This window comes from uncultured Aureimonas sp. (assembly GCF_913775355.1).
Taxonomy (GTDB): domain Bacteria; phylum Pseudomonadota; class Alphaproteobacteria; order Rhizobiales; family Rhizobiaceae; genus Aureimonas.
On the sequence record NZ_CAJYIU010000206.1, the window covers coordinates 1 to 5,560 of the forward strand.

At 71.0% G+C, this 5,560-nt stretch carries 7 protein-coding genes; 2 read left to right on the top strand and 5 right to left on the bottom strand.

Annotation, left to right across the window (positions count from 1 at the left end):
* Nucleotides 1-214 precede the first annotated feature (214 nt).
* Together QZ753_RS12830 and QZ753_RS12835 are read right to left on the bottom strand one after the other, a co-directional pair.
* Nucleotides 215-1,009: a class II glutamine amidotransferase gene (locus QZ753_RS12830; RefSeq protein WP_294644195.1), complete on the bottom strand. Its 795-nt coding sequence runs from the start codon at nt 1,007-1,009 to the stop codon at nt 215-217.
* 212 nt (nt 1,010-1,221) lie between these two features.
* The gene (locus tag QZ753_RS12835) at nt 1,222-1,947 is read right to left on the bottom strand and encodes an aspartate/glutamate racemase family protein (protein ID WP_294644196.1); all 726 of its coding nucleotides are present in this window, start codon (nt 1,945-1,947) and stop codon (nt 1,222-1,224) included.
* A 174-nt stretch (nt 1,948-2,121) separates the two neighbouring features.
* On the opposite strand from QZ753_RS12835, the gene QZ753_RS12840 reads away from it, so the two are divergent.
* Nucleotides 2,122-2,583, top strand: a complete 462-nt coding sequence (locus QZ753_RS12840; protein ID WP_055886111.1) for an Lrp/AsnC family transcriptional regulator — start codon at nt 2,122-2,124, stop codon at nt 2,581-2,583.
* A gap of 161 nt (nt 2,584-2,744) precedes the next feature.
* Nucleotides 2,745-3,686, top strand: a complete 942-nt coding sequence (locus tag QZ753_RS12845) for a DUF1402 family protein (RefSeq protein WP_294644200.1) — start codon at nt 2,745-2,747, stop codon at nt 3,684-3,686.
* 4 nt (nt 3,687-3,690) lie between these two features.
* Here QZ753_RS12845 and QZ753_RS12850 read toward each other — a convergent pair whose 3' ends face one another.
* From QZ753_RS12850 to QZ753_RS12860, 3 genes are all read right to left on the bottom strand, one after another.
* Nucleotides 3,691-4,086 carry a helix-turn-helix transcriptional regulator gene (locus tag QZ753_RS12850; RefSeq protein ID WP_294644197.1) on the bottom strand — a complete coding sequence of 132 codons (396 nt, stop codon included), beginning with the start codon at nt 4,084-4,086 and terminating at the stop codon, nt 3,691-3,693.
* A complete protein-coding gene (locus QZ753_RS12855) occupies nt 4,083-4,625 on the bottom strand; it encodes a Smr/MutS family protein (RefSeq protein ID WP_294644198.1) in 543 nt (180 codons plus the stop codon). The genes QZ753_RS12850 and QZ753_RS12855 overlap by 4 nt, the downstream gene beginning before the upstream one ends.
* Nucleotides 4,622-5,560 (bottom strand): MltA domain-containing protein (locus QZ753_RS12860; RefSeq protein WP_294644199.1); only part of this gene is annotated, 939 nt, incomplete at its 5' end. The genes QZ753_RS12860 and QZ753_RS12855, both read right to left, overlap by 4 nt.

The following is a 5,560-nucleotide window of genomic DNA, read 5'->3' on the forward strand; positions in this document are numbered from 1 at the left end:
GGCCGCGGGCTCCGGCCATGTTGCGGCCATGCGTGGTGGTGCGGGAACGGTAATGGGGCATGGGATACCTGCCGATCTCTTGAGGCGTACCCGCCATTACACCTGTTTCGGCCGGAGACCAACAGGGGCGGGCTAACAAAGGCGATATTCGCTCCGGACCAGCCGAAACGATGCCAGCGTCAAAAGGATGGCAGGCCGGGAACGCGGCAGGCGTTCAAGCGGCGCGGCGCGACCCCGGCTTGCCTGTCGCAACGTCGAAGGCGCGCAGCCAGGCGCCGCCCGGTCCCGCCTCGAGGACGCTGCCCGAAGGCATGGCGACCCAGGCGTCGGGCTCCGAGCCGCAGGGCTCGGAGGCGATCATCACCCCGCCGGCGTCGTAGCGCGAGTAGAGCGAGGGCGGCTGACCGTCGCTCGCCCAGCGGAAGGCGAACAGGCGATGGCCGTCGGTGTGGACGGCGGCAAAGCGCGTCGGCTCGGCGTCCGGGGCCTTCAACGCCTCGATCGCAGCGAGCGTGCGCGAGAAGGCGCCGGCCGGGTCGTCCTCGAGGCCGTAGGCCAGCGCGGCGAGAAACAGCGCCTCGGAGTCGCAGGTGCCGGTGCGCGCGGCATAGGCGTCGTCGGGGATCATGCCCTCGACCTGCCGGCGCACGCGGGCGTAGTCGCCGATCTGCCCGTTGTGCATGAAGAGGCGCTGCCCCAGCGCGAACGGGTGGCAGTTGGCGGTGGAGACGCCGCCCGAGGTCGCAGCCCGCACGTGGGCGAGGAACAGGCCGGAGCGGATCTGCCGGCAGAGCGAGGCGAGGTTGGCGTCCGACCAGGCCGGCAGGACGCCGCGGTAGAGGCCGGGCTCAGCGCGCTGGCCGTACCAGCCTAGGCCGCAGCCGTCGCCGTTGACGACGGTGCGCGCCTCGCGCGCCTTCAGCGACTGGGAGACCAGCGAGCCCTCCGGCCGGATCAGCAGGTCTTCCAGGAACAGCGGCGTTCCGAGATAGGCGAGAAGGCGGCACATGGGGCGGTCCTGGCAAGCGTTCGGCCGATCTTTCGTCGAAGCCTCGAAGGCTCAGAACCGAGACCAGGTCCCGGCGGCGGAGGCGTGGCGAGGAGTTTTCGTCGTCGGCGAGGCGCCGAGCGGAGCCGATGCAGCGCATCGGAGAGCATCGGCAACGACGTCCGACGGCGAAAAATACCGACAGGCCGACCCGCTGGGTCCTGGTCCCGGTTCTAGGCCACCATGCGTTCGCGAAGCTGATCCTGGAACGCCATGGCGAAGCGCGCGGCGGCGGCCGCGTGGATCGCGGTGGAATCGAAGCCCGGCACGGGCAGCGCGTCCGGGTCGAGCGACAGGACGATCTCGGTGCAGCCGAGAATGACGCTGTCGGCGCCCGCCGCCACCCCGCGCTCGACGATCGCGGTCAGTTCGCGGCGCGAGCTGTCGAGGACCCGGCCGGCGCAGAGCTCCTCGAAGATCACGCGGTGCACCGTCTCGCGGTCGGCGGCCTGCGGCACCATCGGGCGGAAGCCAGTCGCCTGGGCCAGCCGTTCGGCATAGAAGCCGTGCTCCATCGTATAGCGGGTGGCGAGCAGCAGCGGGCGCCGCGCGCCGCGCGCCGCGAGCGCCGCGCCGGTCTCGGCGATGATGTCGATCAGCGGGATCGACACGGCGCCTGCGACCTCGGCCGAGACGAGGTGCATCGTGTTGGTGCAGATGAGGACGCAGTCGGCGCCGGCCCGCTCGAGGCGCCGGGCGCTGTCGGCGAGCTTAGCCGCGGCGAGATCCCAGCGGCCGGCCTTCTGCAGCGCGACGACGTCCGAGAAGTTCAGCGAGTGGAGGAGGATGTCGGCCGAGTCCAGCGGGCCGCCCGCCTGCCGCACCGCCTCGTTGAGGAGGCGATAGTAGACGGCGGTGGATTCCCAGCTCATGCCCCCGATCAGACCGATCCGCTTCATCCAGTGTTCCCCCAGCCGTCTCTCGATGTCGATGCGGGAAGACTAGCGCGACCCTTGCGCAATCGGCGCGCTTAGTTCATGAACTCGCGGTAAAACAGCGCAATCCGAATGCGCCAAAACAGCGTTTTACGCATCCCGCTTGCGTCTCTGCACGGAACCGCGCATACCCAGCCCATGCTCGACGATCGCGACCGCCTGCTTCTCGACCTCCTCCAGGACGATGCCGACCGCCCGGTGCAGGAGCTGGCCGAGCGCGCCTCGCTCTCGGCCTCGGCCTGCTCGCGGCGCATCCAGCGCCTGCGCGACGAGGGCTATCTGAAGCGCCGCATCGCGCTGGTCGACCGCAAGCGCATCAACCTGCCGACCACCGTCTTCGTGATCGTGAAGACCTCGCGCCATTCCGGCACCTGGCTCGACGAGTTCCGCGCCGCGCTCGCCGCCATCCCGGAGATCGTCGAGGTGCACCGCCTCACCGGCAACTTCGACTACATCCTGAAGGTGGTGCTGCCGGACGTCGAGACCTACGACACGATCTACAAGCGGCTGGTGGCGCGGGTCGAGCTGTTCGACGTCTCGGCCTATATCTCGATGGAGACCGTAAAGGCCGACGTCGCCTTGCCGACGCGCTATGCCTGACACGCGATGTTTCACGTGAAGCAGGGTGTGCGGGCTGACCGATAACCTGTGGTGCTTTGGTCGCACTTGCCTCGCAGCCTGACCCCGGACACGAAAATCGCTTTCCGCGAGCCGACCCGATGGGTTAGCGGATGGCCATGCCGTCCCTTGCCCAGCGGGTCATGGCCCGCACCGCCCTTGTCATCGTCCTCGCCTGCCTCGGCGCGCAGCCGTCGCTCGCCGACATGCGCGTTCCGCCCGGCAACCGCCATGCCGAGCAGCCGGACATTCCCGGCGGGTCGCGCTCGCGGACCCAGGCGACGCGGTCCTCCTTCACGGCGAAGTACGAGAAGATCCACGCGCTCCTCTCCGAGAACCGCAGCCTGCAGGACAAGATCCGCAAGGCCGCGCGCGCCTACGGCATCCGCCCGATCCTGATCGCGGGCGCGCTGGTCGGCGAGCACACCTACAATGTCGACGCGATGGACCAGCTCCAGAGCTACTACGTGAAGGCCGCGTCCTACCTGAACGCCGGGGTCGACTTCGCCTATCGCGGCGAGAGCGTCGCCGACTTCGTAAGCCGTCCCGAGTTCCAGCCTTGCGAGAGCGCGCGCGGCGACGCGCGGCTCTGGGCCTGCCGGGAGGCGGTGTTCGACAAGCGCTTCCGCGGGCGCACGGTGGGCGGCACCAGCTTCCCCGACAACCGCTTCGGCGCGGTGTTCTTCCAGCCCTTCTACGCCGGCCAGACCTTCGGCCTCGGCCAGCTCAACCCGCTGACCGCCCTCTCGGTCTCGGACATGGTGCACCGCGTCTCCGGCTATGCCCGGCTCGACATGCGCGACGCCGGCGAGGTCTACGCCTCGATCATGGATCCCGACCGGACGCTCGCCTACATGGCCGCCGTGATCCGCGTCTCGATCGACGCCTACAGCGACATCGCCGGCTTCGACATCTCGGGCAATCCGGGCGTCGTCGCGACGCTCTACAATGTCGGCGATCCGTTCGGGCGCGCGGAGAAGCTCGCGGCCGCCAACCGCGCGGGCGCCGGGCGCCTGCCGGAGGAGAACTACTACGGCTGGCTGGTCAACGAGAAGATCGCCGATCTCGAAGCGATCTTCCCCTGACGCGTCAGCGCCGGCGGCGCGCCCGCTCGGCCGCCTCGCCCCGAACGGCGGCTTCCTGCAGGAGCGTGTCGAGCGCGGCGATGTCGGCGGCGTCCAGAAGCGGCAGGGCTTCGGCCAGCCGGTTGGCGAAGGCGGTCGCCTCGGGGCTCAAGGTCCCGGTCTCAAGGACCACCTTGGGATGGGAGAGCTCGGCGAGGCGCTCGAGGTCCTCCGCGTCGTCCCAGATCACGTTGAGATAGCCGATGATGCGCTGGAGCATCGACCAGGTCGGGCGCCCGCGCTTGCCGTGCTCGAGCGCCGAGAGATAGGCGGCCGAGACGCCGAGCGCTTTCGCCATCTCCCCTTGCGTGATGCCGCGCTCGGCACGCAGCGCCCGCACGCGCAGGCCGAACGGCGTCATCGCCGCCGCACCCGCACATAGAACGCCCCCTCGCCGCCGTGCCCGCGCTCGGCCTGATCGTAGCCCGACACGAGGGTGCGGAAGTCCGGCGTCGAGAACCAGTGCGGCAGCGCGCGCTTCAGGCTTCCCGTCGAGCCGTAGGACGCGCCGCGCCCGGTGATCACGAGAACGTGGCGCAGGCCCCTTGCCTTGGCGGAGCGCAGGAAATGGAGAAGCGCCCCGTGCGCCACCGCCTCAGTCCAGCCGTGTAGGTCTATGCGGTCCTCCAGCTCGATGCGCCCCTTGCCGATCTTGCGCCGCACCGGCCGGTCGATCGGTGACAGCGGCGGGGGCGTCGGGGCAAGACGCGGACGGGCGGGGGCCGGGAAGGCCGACGCCATGCCACCCGGCTTCGGCGGTTCGGGCTTGGCAGCCGGCGCCGGCACGGCTGGCTCTGGCGGGGCTTCCGGCGTCGCCTTGCCGGGCAGCGGCACGGCCGAGCGCGCGACACTCGCCCAGAGACGCCGCTCCTCGCCGGACAGGTCGCGCCGGCGCCTCATGGCAGGCTCGCGCGCGGCACGAGGGCAAGGAGGCGCGCTGCGTGGCGCACGGTCCCCGCCAGTTGCCCCGCCGCCTCGCCGGAGCCGACGAAGATGTCGCCGCGCGCCGGGCCGACGATCGCCGAGCCCGTGTCCTGCGCGACGAGGAGCTGGCGGAACGGGCGGTCGCCGATCACGAGGTCCGGCGCGTCGACGAAGAGCGGCATGCCGTAGGTGTGGAGCGAGGCGTCGACCGCCAGCGAGCCGAGGGGCGTCAGCGGCACGCCCATGCCGCCGATCGGGCCCGCTCCCGGCTCCACCGGCACCTCGCGGAAGAAGATGAACGAGCGGTTGCGCTGGAGGAGCCCGCGCGCCCGGTCGGGATGCGCGGCGAGCCAGCGGCGGATGCCGGCCATGTCGGCCCCCTCCAGCGGCAGTTCGCCCTCCTGGACGAGGACGCGGCCGATCGCTGTGAAGCGGTGCCCGTTCTTGGCGGCATAGCCGACACGCATCAAGGCGCCGTCCGGCAGCACGAGGCGGGCCGAGCCCTGGACGTGGACGAAGAAGGCGTCGGCCTCGCTGTCGAGATAGGCGAGTTCGAGGTCGCGGCCCCCGAGCCAGCCGTCCTCGATCTCGGCGCGGGTCGGATAGGGAGCGAGCGTCCCATCATCGGAGCGCATGGCAAAGCGCGTGCCGGCTTCGAGACCCTCCACGCCCTCCCCCTCCTCCAGCGCGACGAGGTCGGCGGGCGGGCGGTAGAGCGGCACCCGGAAGCGGGCGGTGCGCGTGCGAGAGGCGGGGAGTTCGGGCTCATAGTAACCCGTCACGAAGCCCGGCGCCGGCGCACCGCCGTCGAGGATCTCCGCCGGGCGGAAGGCGGCCTCGAAGAAGGCGCGGGCTTCGGCGGCGGAGGGATCCTCGCCCATCGCCAGCGCGGCGCGCGCGGCAGGGGCGAA

Coding starts and splice junctions, on each gene's coding strand:
- QZ753_RS12850 (WP_294644197.1), bottom strand. CDS start 4,086: ATGACGCCGTTCGGCCTGCGCGTGCGGGCGCTGCGTGCCGAGCGCGGC.
- QZ753_RS12855 (WP_294644198.1), bottom strand. CDS start 4,625: ATGAGGCGCCGGCGCGACCTGTCCGGCGAGGAGCGGCGTCTCTGGGCG.
- QZ753_RS12840 (WP_055886111.1), top strand. CDS start 2,122: ATGCTCGACGATCGCGACCGCCTGCTTCTCGACCTCCTCCAGGACGAT.
- QZ753_RS12830 (WP_294644195.1), bottom strand. CDS start 1,009: ATGTGCCGCCTTCTCGCCTATCTCGGAACGCCGCTGTTCCTGGAAGAC.
- QZ753_RS12845 (WP_294644200.1), top strand. CDS start 2,745: ATGGCCCGCACCGCCCTTGTCATCGTCCTCGCCTGCCTCGGCGCGCAG.
- QZ753_RS12835 (WP_294644196.1), bottom strand. CDS start 1,947: ATGAAGCGGATCGGTCTGATCGGGGGCATGAGCTGGGAATCCACCGCC.